This window comes from uncultured Nocardioides sp. (assembly GCF_947489365.1).
In the GTDB taxonomy this organism is placed as follows: domain Bacteria; phylum Actinomycetota; class Actinomycetes; order Propionibacteriales; family Nocardioidaceae; genus Nocardioides.
On the sequence record NZ_CANLDB010000001.1, the window covers coordinates 545,804 to 562,875 of the forward strand.

General features: G+C 72.7%; 14 protein-coding genes. 10 read left to right on the forward strand and 4 right to left on the reverse strand.

Annotation, left to right across the window (positions count from 1 at the left end):
• Positions 1-114 precede the first annotated feature (114 nt).
• Complete coding sequence (locus Q0858_RS02635) at positions 115-654, forward strand: hypothetical protein (RefSeq protein WP_299050800.1); 540 nt, start codon at positions 115-117, stop codon at positions 652-654.
• Between the two features lie 330 nt (positions 655-984).
• Here the strand turns inward: Q0858_RS02635 and Q0858_RS02640 are convergent, their stop codons facing one another.
• A complete protein-coding gene (locus Q0858_RS02640) occupies positions 985-1,530 on the reverse strand; it encodes a YbaK/EbsC family protein (RefSeq protein ID WP_299050801.1) in 546 nt (181 codons plus the stop codon).
• Between the two features lie 67 nt (positions 1,531-1,597).
• Between Q0858_RS02640 and Q0858_RS02645 the strand changes: the two genes are divergently transcribed.
• A complete protein-coding gene (locus Q0858_RS02645) occupies positions 1,598-2,695 on the forward strand; it encodes a glycerophosphodiester phosphodiesterase family protein (RefSeq protein ID WP_299050802.1) in 1,098 nt (365 codons plus the stop codon).
• A gap of 68 nt (positions 2,696-2,763) precedes the next feature.
• Entirely contained in the window at positions 2,764-3,978 is a 1,215-nt protein-coding gene (locus Q0858_RS02650; RefSeq protein ID WP_299050803.1) for a glycerophosphodiester phosphodiesterase, read from the forward strand.
• Positions 3,979-4,074: 96 nt separating this feature from the next.
• Here the strand turns inward: Q0858_RS02650 and Q0858_RS02655 are convergent, their stop codons facing one another.
• A complete protein-coding gene (locus Q0858_RS02655; RefSeq protein WP_299050806.1) occupies positions 4,075-4,272 on the reverse strand; it encodes a PspC domain-containing protein in 198 nt (65 codons plus the stop codon).
• Between the two features lie 234 nt (positions 4,273-4,506).
• On the opposite strand from Q0858_RS02655, the gene Q0858_RS02660 reads away from it, so the two are divergent.
• The 4 genes from Q0858_RS02660 to betT all read left to right on the forward strand — a co-directional run bounded on the left by Q0858_RS02660 (position 4,507) and on the right by betT (position 10,717).
• A complete protein-coding gene (locus Q0858_RS02660) occupies positions 4,507-4,878 on the forward strand; it encodes a hypothetical protein (protein WP_299050808.1) in 372 nt (123 codons plus the stop codon).
• On the forward strand, positions 4,875-6,389 hold the full coding sequence (locus Q0858_RS02665; protein WP_299050812.1) for an aldehyde dehydrogenase family protein: 1,515 nt from the start codon (positions 4,875-4,877) through the stop codon (positions 6,387-6,389). Before Q0858_RS02660 ends, Q0858_RS02665 begins: the two co-directional genes overlap by 4 nt.
• Complete coding sequence (betA, locus tag Q0858_RS02670; protein WP_299050815.1) at positions 6,386-8,149, forward strand: choline dehydrogenase; 1,764 nt, start codon at positions 6,386-6,388, stop codon at positions 8,147-8,149. The genes Q0858_RS02665 and betA overlap by 4 nt, the downstream gene beginning before the upstream one ends.
• A gap of 501 nt (positions 8,150-8,650) precedes the next feature.
• On the forward strand, positions 8,651-10,717 hold the full coding sequence (gene betT, locus Q0858_RS02675; protein WP_299050818.1) for a choline BCCT transporter BetT: 2,067 nt from the start codon (positions 8,651-8,653) through the stop codon (positions 10,715-10,717).
• A gap of 20 nt (positions 10,718-10,737) precedes the next feature.
• Here the strand turns inward: betT and Q0858_RS02680 are convergent, their stop codons facing one another.
• Positions 10,738-11,319, reverse strand: coding sequence for a TetR/AcrR family transcriptional regulator (locus Q0858_RS02680; RefSeq protein WP_299050820.1), 582 nt, complete (start codon positions 11,317-11,319; stop codon positions 10,738-10,740).
• Between the two features lie 64 nt (positions 11,320-11,383).
• On the opposite strand from Q0858_RS02680, the gene Q0858_RS02685 reads away from it, so the two are divergent.
• Together Q0858_RS02685 and pcrA are read left to right on the forward strand one after the other, a co-directional pair.
• A complete protein-coding gene (locus tag Q0858_RS02685; protein WP_299050821.1) occupies positions 11,384-12,028 on the forward strand; it encodes an NAD(P)H-dependent oxidoreductase in 645 nt (214 codons plus the stop codon).
• A gap of 54 nt (positions 12,029-12,082) precedes the next feature.
• Complete coding sequence (gene pcrA / locus Q0858_RS02690) at positions 12,083-14,551, forward strand: DNA helicase PcrA (protein ID WP_299050822.1); 2,469 nt, start codon at positions 12,083-12,085, stop codon at positions 14,549-14,551.
• A gap of 173 nt (positions 14,552-14,724) precedes the next feature.
• Here the strand turns inward: pcrA and Q0858_RS02695 are convergent, their stop codons facing one another.
• Positions 14,725-15,435: a M23 family metallopeptidase gene (locus tag Q0858_RS02695; protein WP_299050825.1), complete on the reverse strand. Its 711-nt coding sequence runs from the start codon at positions 15,433-15,435 to the stop codon at positions 14,725-14,727.
• A 462-nt stretch (positions 15,436-15,897) separates the two neighbouring features.
• Between Q0858_RS02695 and sucC the strand changes: the two genes are divergently transcribed.
• On the forward strand, positions 15,898-17,064 hold the full coding sequence (sucC, locus tag Q0858_RS02700; protein ID WP_299050828.1) for an ADP-forming succinate--CoA ligase subunit beta: 1,167 nt from the start codon (positions 15,898-15,900) through the stop codon (positions 17,062-17,064).
• Positions 17,065-17,072 lie beyond the last annotated feature (8 nt).

The following is a 17,072-nucleotide window of genomic DNA, read 5'->3' on the forward strand; positions in this document are numbered from 1 at the left end:
TGCTCGCCGCGCCCACGTTTCCCGCCCGTCCGTGCCCCACCCCAGAGTGCGCCCGCCGCGTGTGGGCGGGCTGGCCGAGTTTACCAACGGCCCGCGGACTACCATCGGTGGTTGATGACCGCGGACTGGTGCGACCTGTGTGAGCTCCCCCTGAGCCAGTGCCCCCACGGGGCACCGCCGCCGCCCCCGCGGCCCGCGGTCAAGGCGACGCCGGTGCGGACGCGGACGGCGAAGCCGGCCACGACCCGGGCCGCGGGCACCCGTCGTACGCCCGGAGAGGCTGCGCCCCGCCCGCCCGCACAGCCCCGGACGCCGCCCGGCCGGACCCCCCAGACCGAGTTCCGCAAGCACCTGCTCGCGGTCCTCGCGACGTACCCGGTCGCCGCCGAGCGCGACGTCGTCCTCGACGAGATGGGGGAGCGGATGACGCTGACGACCCAGGACCGCGGCATCACCGCCGACGGCCAGGTCCGCTGGCGCCGCGCCGCCATGAAGGAGCGCGCGGCCATGGCCGAGGAGGGCCTCGTCGCCTCCGAGGGCCACGCCCTCTGGGTCCTCACCCCCGTCGGCCGCTCCCTCGCCGCGGAGCAGGCCGAGCCGGAGCCGGAGTCGGAGTCGGAGTCGGAGTCGGAGTCGGACGAGCCCACCGACTGACGCAGAGTCGGCCCGGACGTGCGCCTCAGGGGCGCCGAGTCGGCCCGGACGTGCGCCTCAGGGGCGCCGAGTTGGCCCGGACGTGCGCCTCAGGGGCGCCGAGTTGGCCCGGACGTGCGCTCCGGGTTTGGAGTTGCGGGCCCAAGATGTGCGTTCGGGCCGACTCGACGTCTGTACGGCGTGCGCTCGGGCCGACTCGGCGTCTGTACGGCGTGCGCCCGGGCCGACTCGGCGTCTGTACGGCGTGCGCCCGGGCCGACTCGACGTCTGTACGGCGTGCGTTCGGGCCGACTCGGCGTCTGTACGGCGTGCGTTCGGGCCGACTCGCGCTCAGGTGACGGCGAGGCCCTCGACGACCTCGGCGCCCGGGAGGTCGGCCAGGAGGTCGCCGGGCATGAGCAGCTTGGAGTGGCGTACGCCGGACCCGAGGACGGCGACGTCCATGGCGAGGCAGCGGTCGTCGACGAACAGCCGCCAGCCGGTCGGGAGCCCGAGCGGGGTGATGCCGCCGTACTCCATCCCGGTCTCCTCGACCGCCCGGTCCATCGGCAGGAACGACGCCTTGCGGACGTCGAGGAGCCGCTTGACGGCGGTGTTGACGTCGACGCGGGTGTCGGCGCGGACGACGCACGCCGCGATGCGCTCCTCACCGGCGCGCCGTCCGGCGACGACGAGGCAGTTCGCGCCGGCGGTCATCGGGACCGCGTAGGCCTCCGACATGGCGGCGGTGTCCGCGAGCCCGGGATCGATCTCGACCACGGCCGTGCGCTGCGACCCCGCCCAGCGCACCAGTGCGGCCCCGACGGGGTCGGCCAGCAGGCCAGGATGGTCGAGCACCGGCAGCGAGGTCAGGCCGTCGATCTGCGGAAGGCTCATCCGGACATCATCGGCCATTCACGAAGGCGTCACCGCGCGGACCACCGGTGCGGGTCCTCTGGGTGTCGTGTCCGTCACCGAGGTCCTGCCCCTCGCACCGCTCGCCCCCGCCGCCGGGCCGCGCTCGCGCGGCCTGCTCGGCGGCCGGGCGGACAGCCTGGTCGTCACCCCCGCGGTGGTCGGCCACCGCGGCGCCTCCGGCTACCGCCCCGAGCACACCCTCGAGGCCTACCGCACGGCGATCCGGATGGGCGTGGACGACGTCGAGCTCGACCTGGTCCTCACCGCGGACGGGGTGCTCCTCGCGCGCCACGAGAACGAGCTGTCGCTGACCACCGACGTCGCCGAGCACGCCGCGCTCGCGGACCGTCGTACGACGAGGGTCGTCGACGGGCGCGAGGTCACCGGCTGGTTCGCCGAGGACCTCACCGCCGCGGAGGTCGCCACCCTGCGCGCCCGCGAGCGCAGCCCGCGGATGCGCCCGCACAGCGCGGCGTACGACGGTCGCGAGGGCGTCCCCACCCTCGACGACGTCCTCGCCGCGGTCGCCGAGGAGTCGGCCCGGCTGGGCCGCAGCGTCGGCGTGATGATCGAGCTCAAGCACTGCGCGCACCTCGAGGCGCGCGGCCTGTCCGTGGTGGAGCCGCTGCTCGAGGTCCTGGCCCGCCACGGTCTCGACCACCCGCGCTCCCGCGTGACGGTGATGTCGTTCGAGGTCGGCGTGCTGCGGCGCCTCGCGCCGCTGACCCGCCTGCCCCTCCTCCAGCTCGTCGACCGCCTCGAGTCACGCCCCCCGGACCTCGCGGCGGCCGGCGAGCCCACGACGTACGGCGACCTGGTCACCGCGGCCGGGCTCGCCGAGGTCGACACGTACGCCGACGGGCTGGGCGTCCACAAGGAGCTGGTGCTGCCCCGCGACGAGGACGGGACCACGCTCGGCGCCTCCGACCTGGTGCGGGCCGCGCACCGCCGGTGGCTGACCGTGCACGTCTACACCGTCCGCGCCGAGAACCGCTTCCTGCCCGTCGAGGCCCGCCTCGGCGACGACCCCGACGCCCGCGGTGACGTCGCCGCGGAGGCCCGGGCCCTGCTCGACGCCGGGGTCGACGGGCTCATCTGCGACCAGCCCGAGGACGCGCTGGCCGTCCGCGACGCCCGGGTCTGAGCCACCGGGCACCGGGCGTTCACCCGGACGCCTGGACCCCGTCACCCGCGTGGGGCACGATCCGGAGCATGACGACTCGGGTCCCCGCCCTCCGCCGCGCCCTGCTCGGCTCGCTCTCCGCCGGCCTCGCCCTCGCGGTGACCGCCACCGTCGCCCCACCCGGCAGTGCGACCACCGACCCGCCGCTCGACGCGCCGCGCTCCGTCCCGAGCGACGCCGCCCAGCGGTCGGCGGCCGACACCTCCGCGCAGCGCGCCGCCCGCGGCCAGGTCCGCCGGCCGCTGGTCACCGCCCACCGCGGCGCCTCCGGCTACCGCCCCGAGCACACCCTGGCGGCGTACCAGCTGGGCATCCGCCTGGGCGCCGACTACGTCGAGCCCGACCTGGTCTCGACCAAGGACGGCCGCCTGGTCGCCCGCCACGAGAACGAGATCAGCGGCACCACGAACGTCGACGACCTCCCGCAGTACGCCGACCGCGAGACCACCAAGACGATCGACGGCGAGCCGATCACCGGGTTCTTCACCGAGGACTTCACCCTCGCCGAGCTGAGGACGCTGCGCGCGGAGGAGCGCCTCCCCGACGTCCGGCCCGACAACACGCGCTACGACGGGCGCTTCCAGGTCCCGACCTTCGAGGAGATCCTGCGCCTCGTCCGCGACCACAACGCGAAGCCGGGTCGCGACGTCGGGCTCTACATCGAGACGAAGCACCCGACGTACTTCGACTCCATCGGGCTGTCGCTCGAGGAGCCGATGGTGCGCACGCTGCGCCGGTTCGGCTTCGACGAGCCGCGGTCGAAGGTGTTCCTGCAGTCCTTCGAGACCGGCAACCTGCGCGAGCTGGACTCGATGACCGACCTGCCCCTGGTGCAGCTGATGGACGTCGTCGGCGGGCCCTACGACCTCGAGGCGAAGGGCGACCCGACCACCTACGAGGACCTCGCCAGCCGCCAGGGCCTGCGCGGTGTCTCTGAGTACGCCGACGTGGTCGGACCGGAGAAGACGCTGGTGATCCCGCGCAACGCCGACGGCTCGGCGGACCGTCGTACGGCGCTCGTCGGCGACGCCCACGAGTTCGGGATGCGCGTCCACGTCTTCACGATCCGCGACGAGAACCAGTTCATGGCGACCGACTGGCGCCGTGGCGACGACCCGAACGCCAAGGGGAACGTGTTCGGCGAGATCACGTCGTACCTCGACGCGGGCATCGACGGATTCTTCGCCGACTACCCCGACTCCGGGGTCGACGCCCGCGACGCCTGGGTGGCCGCCAACCGCTGAGGCGGGGGCGGTCCCGCACCTCGCCGGATCTCGTGGCTCGGCCGTGGCCGGCCTCGCACCTCGATCTCCGGCGGGCCCCGTGCGTGGAGCTCCGGGCTAGAAGCCCGGGCCCTCCTGCTTGGGCAGCACGGCCCACAGCACGACGTACAGGATGGCGACGGTGCCGAAGCCGAAGACCACGCCGAGCACGGTCACGGCGCGGATGACGTTCACGCTGACGTTGGTCCGGGCGGCGAGGCCGGAGCAGACCCCGCCGAACCAGGCGGTGTCGGAGCGTCGGACGAGTGCAGCCATGTGAGTCCCTCCCAGGAATCGCGAACTCCCATGGTGGCAGGTGGCCTTGAACACTCGTCGCCAGTGGCGCGCGCCGGAGAACCTCGGCGCTCGCCGCGGCCCAGGCACGCGCATCGCGGCGTCCTCGTCGGTCGACGGGCCTCGGCCCGCCTTCCCTCCTCGTCCTTGCGCTGCACGCACCTGGACCACGGCAAGCGTGCGAGGACCTTCGACGCACACCACTAGTCTGCGCCCGTGGAGACGTTGCGGTTGGTCCTGTTGTTCCTGCACATCCTCGGTTTCGCCGCCCTCGTCGGGGGCCTGCTCAGCCAGGTCCGCTCCGACGAGAAGAAGGTGCTGCCGATCATGCGCGACGGGGTCGGGACGGCCTTCGTCACCGGGCTCGGACTGGTCGGCGTCCTGGAGGCCGGTGACGGCGACGTCGACCACGTGAAGATCGGGATCAAGTTCGCGGTCGGCCTCGTCCTGCTCGTGCTGGTGATGGCCAACACGCGGAAGCCGACCATCCCGGCGGGCCTGTACTGGGGCCTGCTCGCGCTGTCGGTGCTGAACATCGCGGTCGCCGTCTTCGTCTCGCCCACCCACGTCACGGAGGTGCCCGCATGAGCGAGCCCACGGTCCAGCACCTCGTCGGCGGCGTCCGTCGTCCCGCGAGCGACGGCAGCACCCGCGAGATCCGCTGCCCCGCCGACTCCACCCTCGTCGCGGTCGTCGCCGAGGGCACCGCGGACGACGCCGCGGCCGCCGTCGAGGCCGCCCGCAGCGCGTTCGACAACACCCACTGGCCCTGGACGCCGACGCCCGAGCGCGCCGCGATCCTCACCCGGGTGGCGGACCACCTCGAGCGCGATCTCGAGACCGTCGCCCGTCTCGAGGCACTCGACACGGGCAAGCGCATCGTCGAGGCCCGCGTCGACATGGCGGACGTCGTCTCGGTGTTCCGTCACTACGCCGCCGTCGGGCAGACCGAGGCGGGTCGCGTCGTCGACACCGGCGTCCCCGACATCTCCAGCCGCGTCGTCACCGAGCCCGTCGGGGTCTGCTCGCTCATCACGCCGTGGAACTTCCCGCTGCTCCAGACCTCCTGGAAGGTCGCGCCCGCGCTCGTCGCCGGCAACACCTTCGTGCTGAAGCCGAGCGAGCTGACGCCGTCCACCGCGTCGTGGCTGATGGACGCCCTCGCCGGGGCCGGCCTGCCCGACGGCGTCGGCAACCTCGTCCTCGGCGCCGGCGACCGCGTCGGACCCACGCTCACCGAGCACCCCGGCGTCGACCTCGTCTCCTTCACCGGCGGCGTCGTCACGGGCCGCCGGATCATGGCGGCCGCCGCGCCGACCGTGAAGAAGATCGCCCTCGAGCTCGGCGGCAAGAACCCGAACGTCGTCTTCGCGGACGCCGACCTGGACGCCGCGCTCGACATGGCGCTCACCGCGGTGTTCCTCGACTCCGGCCAGGTCTGCTCCGCGGGCGCCCGGCTCGTGGTCGAGGAGTCGATCCACGACGAGTTCGTCGACGAGCTCGTCCGCCGCGCCGGCCAGATCCGCCTCGGCGGGCCGTACGACCGCGAGGCCGAGACCGGCCCGCTCATCAGCGCCGCCCACCGCGACAAGGTCGAGGCGTACGTCGCCGCCGGCGTCGCCGAGGGCGCCGTCCTCCGGGTCGGCGGGGAGCGTCCGACGGGGGAGTCCTACGACGACGGCTGGTTCTACCCGCCGACGGTCCTCGACGGCTGCTCCGCCGACATGTCGTGCGTGCAGGACGAGTCCTTCGGACCGGTGCTGACGGTCGAGACGTTCTCCGGCGCCGACCGCGACACCGCCGAGCAGGCCGCGGTCTCGATCGCGAACGACACCATCTACGGACTGGCCGGCGCGGTGTGGACGCAGGACGCCGGCCGCGCCGAGCGCGTCGCCGCCCGCCTGCGACACGGCACGATCTGGATCAACGACTACCACCCGTACGTGCCTGCGGCGGAGTGGGGCGGGTACAAGCAGTCAGGCATCGGCCGTGAGCTCGGCACGGCCGGCCTCGCGGAGTACCGCGAGACCAAGCACATCTGGCACCACACCCGGCCCGTGCCGCAGCAGTGGTTCGGCGGACAGGAGAAGAACGAGTGAGCGAGCGCTTCGACTACGTCATCGTCGGCGGGGGGTCCGCCGGCTGCGCGCTCGCGAACCGGCTGAGCTCCGATCCGTCCACGACGGTCCTGGTGCTCGAGGCGGGCCGCAGCGACAACCGGCTCGACCCGTTCATCCACATGCCCGCGGCGCTGCCGTACCCGATCGGCAACCGGCTCTACGACTGGAAGTACGACAGCGAGCCCGAGCCCCACATGGGCGGGCGCACCGTCTACCACGCGCGCGGCAAGGTGCTGGGCGGGTCGTCGTCCATCAACGGGATGATCTTCCAGCGCGGCAACCCGCTCGACTACGAGCGCTGGGCCGCCGACGCGGGCATGGAGTCGTGGGACTACGCCCACTGCCTGCCCTACTTCAAGCGCATGGAGTCGCGCCTGCTCGAGGACGGCACGTCCGGCGCCGACGCCTGGCGCGGCGGCTCCGGACCGCTCGTGACCGAGAAGGGCCCGGCCACCCGGGCGATCTTCGGGGCGTTCTTCGAGGCCGTGCAGCAGGCCGGCCACCCGCTGACCGACGACGTCAACGGCTACCGCCAGGAGGGCTTCGCGCCCTTCGACCGCAACGTCCACCGCGGCCGTCGGCTCTCCGCGGCCCGGGCGTACCTGCACCCGGTGCGACGCCGCAAGAACCTCGTCGTCCGCACCCTCGCGCAGGTCACCGCTCTCCGCACGACCGGCAGCGGCGACACCACCCGCGTCACCGGCGTCGACTACCTCCGCGGCGCTGCCGGGCGGGGCGCGCGGCGCAGCGTGGACGCCGGGGAGGTCATCCTCTGCGGCGGCGCCATCGGCTCGCCCCAGCTGCTGCAGCTCGCGGGCATCGGGCCGAGCGCCGTGCTCGGCGCGGCCGGCGTCCGCACGCTCGTCGACCTGTCCGGGGTGGGGGAGAACCTCCAGGACCACCTCGAGGTCTACATCCAGCACGCCGCCAAGCAGCCGGTGTCGATCGCGCCGTGGCTGGCCCACCAGCACAAGCCCCGCATCGGTGCGGAGTGGCTGTTCCTGCGCAGCGGCGTGGGTGCCTCGAACCACTTCGAGGCCGGCGGGTTCATCCGGTCCAACGACCGGGTCGCCTACCCGAACCTGATGTTCCACTTCCTGCCCATCGCCATCCGGTACGACGGCTCGCGGCCCGCCGAGAGCCCCGAGCCGGGCGGGCACGGCTACCAGGTCCACATCGGGCCGATGTACTCCGACGTCCGGGGCCACCTGCGCATCCGGTCGAGCGACCCGATGCAGCACCCGGCCCTGCAGTTCAACTACCTCTCGACCGAGACCGACCGGCGCGAGTGGATCGAGATGGTCCGCGCGGCCCGCACCATCCTCGAGCAGCCGGCGTTCGCGGCGTTCAGCGCCGGCGAGATCTCGCCCGGCCCCTCGGTGGAGACCGACCAGGAGATCCTCGACTGGGTCGCGAAGGACGCCGAGACCGCCCTGCACCCCTCCTGCACGGCGGCGATGGGCACGGGCCCGCAGTCGGTGGTCGACCCGCTGACGATGAAGGTGCACGGGGTCGAGGGCGTCCGGGTCGTCGACGCGTCGGTGATGCCGTACGTGACGAACGGCAACATCTACGCCCCGGTGATGATGCTGGCCGAGAAGGCGGCCGACCTGATCGCCGGCAACACCCCGCTGCCCGCTCTCGACGTCCCCTTCTACCGCCACGGCGCCGGCATGCCCCTGTGGCCCGAGGGCGACCCCCGCAACAACGAGGCCGTCCCGGGCACCGTCCACGGCTGACGCCGCCCGGACCACCCACCGCTGGTCTCGACGACGCGGCCTCGCTGCGCTCGGCTGCTGCTCGACCACCCACTGCTGGTCGAGCAGCACGCGAGCCCCTGGGCGAGCGCGCGTCGTCGAGACCCGGTGAGGCGTACGGCGGCTTGTGCCGCGGATCGGCCGCGGTATGAGGGTGCGATCCACGGCACAAGGGGTCTCGACGACGCGGCCTCGCTGCACTCGGCTGCTGCTCGACCACCCACCGCTGCTCGAACAGCACGCGAGCCCCTGGGCGAGCGCGCGTCGTCGAGACCCGGTGAGGCGTACGGCGGCCTGGACCCGCGGCGCTGGCGGTCGGCTCTGGTGGTGCCGGGGTCTCGTGGCTCCTCGCCAGGGCTCGGAGCACCTCGACCTCCAGCGCGGGTGAAGGGTCACGGTTCGGGACAGCTCGGGCTCGGGACTAGGACCTGGGATCGATCCGCGCGATGATGCTGCCGCCCCCGACACAGGAGAACAGCGACGATGACCGACCTCGCCAGCCCTCCCGCCAAGGAGACCCTCCCCGAGGGTCCCGGGGGAGACCCCACCGTCAAGTGGCCGGTCTTCGTGACGTCCGCGGCCATCACCCTCGCGGTGACCCTCTGGTGCGTCCTCGCGCCCGACCACGCCTACGCGACGCTCGGCTCGGTGGTGGGATGGGTCTCGACCTGGTTCGGGTGGTACTACATCGCGCTGACCACGGCCGTGCTGATCTTCGTCATCGGCCTCGGCGTCAGTCGCTACGGCTCGGTGCGGCTCGGGCCGGAGCACTCACGTCCGGAGTTCAGCACCGGCGCCTGGGCGGCGATGCTGTTCGCGGCGGGCATCGGCACCGACCTGATGTTCTACTCCGTCTACGAGCCGGTCACCCAGTACCTGACCCCGCCGTCTACGGCGACGGCCACGCCGGAGACCGTCGAGGCGGCGCGGGAGGCGACGGTCTGGACGCTCTTCCACTACGGGATCAGCGGCTGGGGGATGTACGCCCTGATGGGCATGGCCCTGGCCTACTTCTCCTACCGGCTTGGTCTGCCGCTGGCCGTGCGCTCCGCGCTCTACCCCCTGATCGGCCGCCGTGTGGACGGGCCGATCGGGCACGCGACCGACATCGCCGCCACCCTCGGGACCATCTTCGGAGTCGCCACCTCGCTCGGCATCGGCGTCGTCAGCCTGAACGTCGGCCTGCAGCTGGTGTTCGGCCTGCCCCAGGGACTGGCCGTGCAGAGCGCGCTGATCGTCCTGGCCGTCGGCGTCGCCGCGTTCTCGGCGGTCAGCGGTGTCGACAAGGGCATCAAGCGGATCTCCCAGCTCAACGTCCTGCTCGCGATCCTGCTCGCGGTGTTCGTGCTGGTCACCGGAAAGACGGCCTACCTGCTCAACGCCACGGTGCTGAACGTCGGGGACTTCGTCCGACTGTTCCCGGACATGACGATGCAGAACTTCGCCTACGAGGACACCGGCGACTGGATGAGCTTCTGGACCCTGTTCTTCTGGGCCTGGTGGATCGCGTGGGCCGCCTTCGTCGGGCTGTTCCTGGCGCGGATCTCGCGCGGTCGGACGATCCGCCAGTTCGTGGCGGGCACCATGATCCTGCCGTTCAGCTACATCGTCATGTGGGTGACCATCTTCGGCAACGCGGCCCTCGACGAGATCCGCAGCGGCAACGACGCCTTCACGGCGGTCGCGTCCGCAGCGACCGGGCCTGACCAGGGTCTGTGGGCGCTGCTGCAGGAGTACCCGGCGTTCCCCGTGGTGGCCTCACTGGCGATCCTGGTCGGCCTGCTGTTCTACGTCACGTCGGCCGACTCCGGCGCGCTCGTCATGGCGAACCTGTCCTCGAACCTCCCGACCGCCGAGACGGACGGGAAGCCCTGGATGCGCATCTTCTGGGCCTCCGCCACCGGGGCGCTGACCCTGGCGATCCTGTCGGCCGGCAACATCTTCGCGCTCCAGTACGCCACCGTCATCGTCGGTCTGCCTTTCGCGTTCGTCATGATCGCGGTGATGTGGGGCTTGTGGCGTGCACTGAGTGTCGAGGGACGAGTGGTCGACAGTCGCGGCAGCGCCCTGAACAGCGCGCTGTCCGGGCGCAGCTGGAGCTCGACCGATCGTGGCCAGCACGTGCCGTGGCAGGCCCGCGTACGTCGGGCCATGAGCTTCCCCGACATCGACGACGCCGAGCGCTTCGTGTCCGACGTGGCCCGCCCGGGCCTCGAGGAGGTCGCCGGCGAGCTCCGGGAGCAGGGCGTGGCCGCCGAGGTGGAGTCCGGGACGCTCGACGACGAGCGTCCGGCGGTGCGACTGCTCGTGCCGGCGGGTGACCTGCTGCCCTTCGAGTACTCGCTGGTCCACACCACGGCCCCGGTCCCGGCCTACGGAGGTCGCGTGTCGCGGGGGACCGACGTCTACTCCCGGCTCGAGGTGCACCTGCGGGACGGCGGGCGGGGCTACGACGTGATGGGGTACACCAAGACCCAGCTCATCGACGACGTCCTGGACGCCTACGAGGCCCACCTCGAGTTCCTGCGGATGCAGGCCGCCTCGGGCTGAGGTCGACCCGGCCGGGATCCCTAGAGCGTCAGACGGGCCTCCAGCGCCGGGCCGACGGCGTCCAGCGGCAGGTGGCCGTCACCGACCAGGGCGGCGAGCCCGTGGACGGTGCCCCACAGCGCGTTCGCGAGCGCGGGCGCGTGCCCGACGTCGCGGCCGCGGGCGACGAGCAGGTCGACGACGCACGCCGCCAGGAGCTCCTCGTTGCGGGTGATGAGGACCGCCCGCTCGGGGCTCGGGTCGCCGGGCGGGCACAGCTCGGGGTCGAAGACGAGCGCGAACGCGTGGGGGTGCGCCGCGGCGTACCCGACGTAGGCCTCGCCCAGGGCGACCAGGCGTGCGTCCGGGTCGTCGTGCGCCGCGACCGCCGACTCCTGGGCGGCGAGGAAGTCACCCATGCACCGGTCCCCGGCCGCCTTCAGCAGGTCGCCGCGGTCGGAGAAGTGGTGGTACGGCGCCGCGTGGCTGACGCCGGCGGCCCGTGCGACCTCGCGCAGGCTCAGGCGGGCGGGGGAGTGCTCCTCCACGAGTGCCACCGCCGCGTCGACGAGCGCGCCGCGGAGGTCGCCGTGGTGATAGCTCGTCGACGGGGATCTTGACACGAGAAAGATCGTACCCGACGCTGGGTGCGTCCTGATCTTTACAGTGTCAAGAAAGGCTCACCCCATGTCCCGGATCCTCGTCGTCGACGGCCACCCCGGCCGCGACTCCCTCTGCGCCTCCCTCGCCCACCGCTACGCCGACGCCGCCCGCGCGGCCGGCGCCGACGTCACGCTGCTCCCGCTGCGCGACCTCGCCTTCGACCCCGACCTCCACACCGGCCGACGCGGCGAGCAGCGGCTGGAGCCCGACCTCGTCCGCGCCCAGCACGCCCTCGTCGACGCCGACCACGTCGTCGTGGTCGCGCCCGTGTGGTGGGGCTCGGTCCCGGCGCTGCTCAAGGGCTTCCTTGACCGCACCCTGGAGAGCGGCTGGGCCTACCGCTACCGCGACAACGGGCTCCCGCAGGGCCTGCTCGCGGGTCGGACGGCGCGCGTCGTGGTCACCACCGACTCGCCCGGGTGGTGGTTGCGGCTGCTGATGGGGGACTCGACGGTCCGCCAGCTCGTCCGCAGCACGCTGCGCTTCTGCGGCTTCCGGAAGGTCGCGGTGACCCGCATCGGCGCCGTCCACGGCAGCGACGAGGCCCGCCGTGCCGCCTGGCTCGACGAGGTCGCCGAGCTGGGCCGGCGCGACGCCGCCCGGCCCGCGCGGGCCGACAAGGCACTGCCCGCCAAGCGTCCGCTGGAGGAGCCCGCGGCGGCCGCCTGAGCCGGGTCGAGCCGCGGCGAGGGTGTCGGCGGGCGGACGTAGGCTGGGCGTCTCATGACGTCTCCCGGCATCGACACCGACACCCTCCCCGGTCTCGAGTACGACGGGCCCCGCCGCGAGCCCGGGTCGCGCACCGCCCAGCGGTCCGGGCCCAGCCGCGAGGCCCTGCTCGAGGGCCTGAACGGCCCCCAGCGCGAGGCGGTCCAGCACGCCGGGACGCCGCTGCTCGTGGTGGCCGGCGCGGGGTCGGGGAAGACCCGGGTCCTGACCCGACGGATCGCCTGGCTGATCTCCGAGCGCGGCGCCCACCCCGGCTCGATCCTGGCCATCACCTTTACCAACAAGGCCGCCGCCGAGATGAAGGAACGTGTCAGCGAGCTCGTCGGCAACCGGGCGCGGATCATGTGGGTCTCGACGTTCCACTCCGCGTGCGTCCGGATCCTCCGCAAGGAGATCCACGTCCTCGGCTTCAAGTCGAACTTCTCGATCTACGACGCCGCCGACTCCCGGCGGCTGATGCAGCTGGTGTGCCAGGACCTCGAGCTCGACGTGAAGCGCTACCCGCCGCGCGCCGTCCTCAACTGGGTCTCGGACGCCAAGAACGAGCTCAAGGACCCCGACGACGCCGCGAAGGCGGCCGAGAACGCCCTGGAGGAGACGTACGCGAAGGCGTACGCGGTCTACCAGCGGCGGCTGCGCGACGCCCACGCGCTCGACTTCGACGACCTGATCATGACGACGGTGCGGCTGCTGTCGGCGTACCCCGAGGTCCGCGAGGTCTACCGCCGCCGGTTCCGCCACGTGCTGGTCGACGAGTACCAGGACACCAACCACGCCCAGTACGCCCTCATCGGCCAGCTGTGCGCGCCCAACCCCGAGACCGGCGGGGACGACGACGTCGACGCGCGCGTGCCCCCGAGCGAGCTGATGGTGGTCGGCGACGCCGACCAATCGATCTACGCCTTCCGCGGCGCCGACATCCGCAACATCAACGACTTCGAGTCCGACTTCCCCGACGCCGAGACCGTCCTGCTGGAGCAGAACTACCGCTCGACCCAGACCATCCTGGAGGCCGCGAACGCCGTCATCGGCCGCAACCGCGACCGACGCGAGAAGCGGCTGTGGTCGGACTCCGGTCAGGGCGAGAGGATCGTCGGCTACGTCGGGGACGACGAGCGCGACGAGGCCCGCTTCGTCTCCGAGGAGATCGACCGGCTCACCGACGCCGGCGACGTGCGCGCCGCCGACGTCGCGGTGTTCTACCGCACCAACGCCCAGTCCCGGGTGATGGAGGAGGTGTTCATCCGCACCGGGCAGCCGTACAAGGTCGTCGGCGGGGTGCGATTCTACGAGCGCCGCGAGGTGCGTGACTCCCTGGCCTACCTGCGGATGCTGGTCAACGCGGCCGACGAGATCTCCCTGCGGCGCATCCTCAACGTCCCCAAGCGCGGCATCGGTGACCGCGCGGAGGCCTGCGTCCAGGCGTTCGCGGAGCGGGAGCGGATCACCTTCTTCGAGGCGCTGCAGCGCGCGGAGGAGGCCCCCGGGGTCGCGACCCGGTCGCTCAAGGCGATCCAGGGCTTCGTGACGATGGTCGAGGAGCTGCAGGCGATGGTCGAGGCGGGGGAGCGGGCGGACGTCGTCCTGGAGACCGTCCTCGCCCGGTCGGGCTACCTCGAGGAGCTCGAGGAGTCCGAGGACCCGCAGGACCACACCCGGGTGGAGAATCTCGCCGAGCTCGTCGCCGTGGCGCGGGAGTTCGCCGAGGACCCGGTCGCCGGCCCCTCGGCCGACCCGGCCGACGTGGAGGCGGGGGACGTCGCCCCGACCCTCGCGGACTTCCTCGAGCGGGTCGCGCTCGTCGCCGACACCGACCAGATCCCCGACACCCCGGACGCCGAGGACGGCGAGGACCCGGGCGTCGTGACCCTGATGACGCTGCACACGGCGAAGGGGCTGGAGTTCCCCGTCGTGTTCCTCACCGGCATGGAGGACGGGATCTTCCCCCACATGCGCGCGCTGGGCGGTGACCGTAAGGAGCTCGAGGAGGAGCGCCGGCTGGCGTACGTCGGGGTCACCCGCGCCCGCCAGCGGCTCTACGTCTCCCGCGCCGTCGTCCGCTCCGCCTGGGGCGCCCCGGCCCACAACCCGGCGTCGCGGTTCCTGGACGAGCTGCCCGTCGACCTCGTCGACTGGCGTCGTACCGAGGCCGCGCAGACCCAGTGGTCACGCCCCGACCAGGCCTCGTGGTCACCGGCCGCCCGGGGCCTCGGCGCCCCGACCGCCGCCGGCCGCCGCAACTTCTCGAGCGCGGCCGCCCGTGCCGACGCCGCCGCCAAGTCACGCCCGTCGCGCGCCGTCCCGTCGCTGGACCCGGGGGACCGGGTCATCCACGACTCCTTCGGCATGGGCTCGGTCGTCACCGTCGAGGGCTCCGGCGACAAGACCGTCGCGAGCATCGACTTCGGCTCCGAGGGCGTCAAGCGCCTGCTCCTGCGGTACGCGCCGGTCGAGAAGCTGTAGGCCACGGTGGTCGAGGTGCGAGCGGAGCGAGCCTCGAAACCCGTCGTGCCTCAGGACGCCTGACCCCTCACCGAGATCTCGACGCGCCGCCGCGACCTCGTCACTCGGTCGCGACGCTTGCTCGATCTGATCCCGTGACGCCGGGCGCTCGTTCCTCGCGCCCGCCTACGGGATCAGACCGTGATGCCGTGGACGGCGAGAGCCTCGGCCGGGTCCACGGGGTCACCGGCGCCGGGGCGCACCTCGAGGTGCAGGTGGGGGCCGGTGGAGTTGCCGGTCGAGCCGACGGTGCCGATCTGGTCGCCCGCGGCGACGGTGTCGCCGGTCTGGACGTCGATCGACGTCTGGTGGCAGAACCAGAGCTCGGTGCCGTCGTCGAGCGTGATGACGGTCTTGTTGCCGTACGCGCCGTCGTACCCGGTCTCGGTCACGGTGCCGTTCGCGACCGCGACGATCGGGGTGCCGATCGACGCCGCGAAGTCCAGGCCGGTGTGGTAGCCGGAGGAGTAGTACGAGCGGGCGAGTCCGAAGGTGTTCGTGATGCGGTAGCCGGTCACCGGGAGGACCCAGCGGTTCAGGGCGAGCTCGTCGGCCTGCTCCTCGGCCTGCTGGGCGAACTGCTGGAGAGCGGCGTTGCGCTGCTCGGCCTGGCGCTCGGCGGCGGCGACCTCCTTGTCGTCCGCGGCGTCCTCGAGGGCGTCGCGGGCGGAGTCGCGGGAGACGGCGGCCTGGCGCGAGCGCAGCAGGTCGCTGCTCGCGGTGCCGCTCGTGCCGCTGGTCGCGTTCGCCGGGGCGTACTGGCCCAGGTCGGAGGCGACGACGTCGGCGCTGTCGACGCTGCCCGCGGTCACGGCACCGGCGCCGGAGACGGCGAGCGCGGTCACGCCGACCAGCAGCGGTGCGGAGGGCAGGGCTCGGACGACGCCGCCACGGCTGGCGGTGGCAGGGCGCTCGGCCCTGCGCTTGCCACCGGCCTGACGGGCCGGAGGAGTCGCCGAGGAGTCTGCGCGGCGAGGGCCGCGGCGGTCTGCTCGGTGGTTGCCCATGGGCAGGTGGATCCCTTGCAAGCTCGGGTGCGGGGGCAGCGTGCTCGCGGGGGAACGGCACGGCGACGACCGACTGTAACCGAGGTGCCACGCGGACCGAAATCCCCCACGACGATCATGTGGACCAACGGTGAGCACCGGGTGTCGTCACGGGTCCGGGGCCCGGAGTGACCGAGGCCACGTGCCCGGGCGTGTCCCCGCCGTGGCCGGGCAACCCGGGACCGGACTAGGGTGCCGGACGGACCAGAGCGCCCGTGCGGAGCGTACGGAGCGCCACGGACACACCGACGGGATGCAGACGTGGACCTGATGGAGTACCAGGCGAAGGAGCTCTTCGCCAAGCACGGAGTGGCGGTCACCGCCGGCGAGGTCGCGACCACGCCCGAGGAGGCCCAGGCCGCGGCCGAGCGGATGGGGACCTGCGTCGTCAAGGCCCAGGTCAAGGCCGGAGGCCGCGGCAAGGCCGGCGGCGTGAAGCTGGCCAAGACCCCCGAGGAGGCCCGGCAGCACGCCGAGGCGATCCTCGGCATGGAGATCAAGGGCCTCACCGTCCACCGGGTGCTGATCGCCCCCGCGGCGAGCATCGAGGAGGAGTACTACTTCTCCTTCCTGCTCGACCGCGCGAACCGCCGCTACCTCTGCATCGCCAGCGTCGAGGGCGGGGTGGAGATCGAGGAGGTCGCCAAGACCAACCCCGACGCGGTGAAGCAGATCGCCATCGACCCGGGCACCGGCGTCGACGAGGCCAAGGCCCGCGAGATCGTCGCCGAGGCCGGGTTCCCCGACGTCCTCACCGACCAGGCGGTCGCCATGGTGCAGTCGCTGTGGACCGTGTTCACCGAGGAGGACGCCACCCTCGTCGAGGTCAACCCGCTGGCCCGCCTGGCCGGGGACACCCTCGAGGCGCTGGACGGCAAGGTCTCCCTCGACGACAACGCCGACTTCCGCCACCCCGAGCACGCGTCGTTCACCGACGAGGCCGCGGCCGACCCGCTCGAGGCGAAGGCCAAGGAGAAGGGCCTGAACTACGTCAAGCTCGACGGCGCGGTCGGGATCATCGGCAACGGTGCCGGCCTGGTCATGAGCACCCTGGACGTCGTCGCGTACGCCGGCGAGGCCCACGGCGGCGTCACCCCGGCGAACTTCCTCGACATCGGCGGCGGCGCCTCGGCGCAGGTCATGGCCGACGGGCTCGACGTCATCCTCGGCGACGAGCAGGTCAAGAGCGTGTTCGTGAACGTCTTCGGCGGCATCACGTCCTGCGACGCCGTCGCCAACGGGATCGTCGGCGCGCTCGACATCCTCGGCGACGACGCCACCAAGCCCCTCGTCGTCCGGCTGGACGGCAACAACGTCGAGGAGGGACGGCGGATCCTCGACGAGCGGAACCACCCGCTCGTCACCCTCGTCGAGACCATGGACGGCGCGGCCGACAAGGCCGCCGAGCTCGCTCACGCGGCGAAGTGAGGGCCTGA

What these genes read in the sequence shown, in the direction of transcription:
- Q0858_RS02635 (WP_299050800.1), top strand. Translation starts at nt 115, where the DNA reads ATGACCGCGGACTGGTGCGACCTGTGTGAGCTCCCCCTGAGCCAGTGC.
- Q0858_RS02650 (WP_299050803.1), top strand. Translation starts at nt 2,764, where the DNA reads ATGACGACTCGGGTCCCCGCCCTCCGCCGCGCCCTGCTCGGCTCGCTC.
- Q0858_RS02655 (WP_299050806.1), bottom strand. Translation starts at nt 4,272, where the DNA reads ATGGCTGCACTCGTCCGACGCTCCGACACCGCCTGGTTCGGCGGGGTC.
- betT (WP_299050818.1), top strand. Translation starts at nt 8,651, where the DNA reads ATGACCGACCTCGCCAGCCCTCCCGCCAAGGAGACCCTCCCCGAGGGT.
- Q0858_RS02665 (WP_299050812.1), top strand. Translation starts at nt 4,875, where the DNA reads ATGAGCGAGCCCACGGTCCAGCACCTCGTCGGCGGCGTCCGTCGTCCC.
- Q0858_RS02685 (WP_299050821.1), top strand. Translation starts at nt 11,384, where the DNA reads ATGTCCCGGATCCTCGTCGTCGACGGCCACCCCGGCCGCGACTCCCTC.
- pcrA (WP_299050822.1), top strand. Translation starts at nt 12,083, where the DNA reads ATGACGTCTCCCGGCATCGACACCGACACCCTCCCCGGTCTCGAGTAC.
- Q0858_RS02640 (WP_299050801.1), bottom strand. Translation starts at nt 1,530, where the DNA reads ATGAGCCTTCCGCAGATCGACGGCCTGACCTCGCTGCCGGTGCTCGAC.